Genomic DNA, 743 nt, shown 5'->3' with positions numbered 1-743 from the left:
CAACATCAAAATTATCGATATCACGGGCCTTATCAAATTGGAGATTTTGATAAACAACCTGAACTTGAGGATCAACAACAAAACCTTCATATCCTGTTGCAAATGACTGACCACCTGTCAAGGAAACACTGAGAGGTTTGCTCTTTAATGTTGCTGTCTTACCACGGGCAAGAGTAACCACATCTCCTTTGAACAGACCATAGGATAAAAGACCATCTACATAAAAGCCCGCATCATGCTGCAGAGTGCTATATGCCGTTATAGACCATTTATCAAAGGTACTTTCCTCACTGTGTTCAACATTTTTAGGTTGTAGAGAAAGCTTTCCATAAGAACCCATCACCCCAAAAGATACTACATTATCTGCACTCTCGATCGTTTTCAGCAAAATGCCAGCCTTAACAGCGTTATAACGAAGATGTCCCCCATAGCCATATTCAAGTGCGGACAGATCTGAAGCATAACGGTAATGACCACCATAACCACGCAAGAACAAAGCAGGGTTTTCATGAACTTCTAACATTCCACCCGCACTCATCCGCAACGTCTCCAACTGCTTATTTTGATCACCGATATCCATCAAACCAACATGAAATAAGCTATTGGGCAAGAGCAGATAAGTGGGTACTTGCGGTACAACAGACCTGACAACTCGTTCAGGGAGAACAAATCCATCTACTCGTTCATCGAGAACAAGTCCATCAGTAGGAACAGAAGGTTTAACATACTGATTTTCTAAACGG

The 743-nt window shown here is 41.9% G+C and carries 1 protein-coding gene; it reads right to left on the bottom strand.

Annotated features, from left to right (window positions below; translation table 11 throughout):
• Nucleotides 1–743, bottom strand: a 743-nt coding sequence (locus ACFINO_RS10350; protein WP_375655741.1) for an autotransporter outer membrane beta-barrel domain-containing protein, incomplete at both ends; no start/stop codon positions are given.

Origin of the sequence: Bartonella sp. AA83SXKL, assembly GCF_042196965.1 — a bacterium.
In the GTDB taxonomy this organism is placed as follows: domain Bacteria; phylum Pseudomonadota; class Alphaproteobacteria; order Rhizobiales; family Rhizobiaceae; genus Bartonella.
The sequence above is the reverse complement of the archived record's forward strand: the minus strand, read 5'-3'. Positions and strand labels throughout refer to the sequence as shown.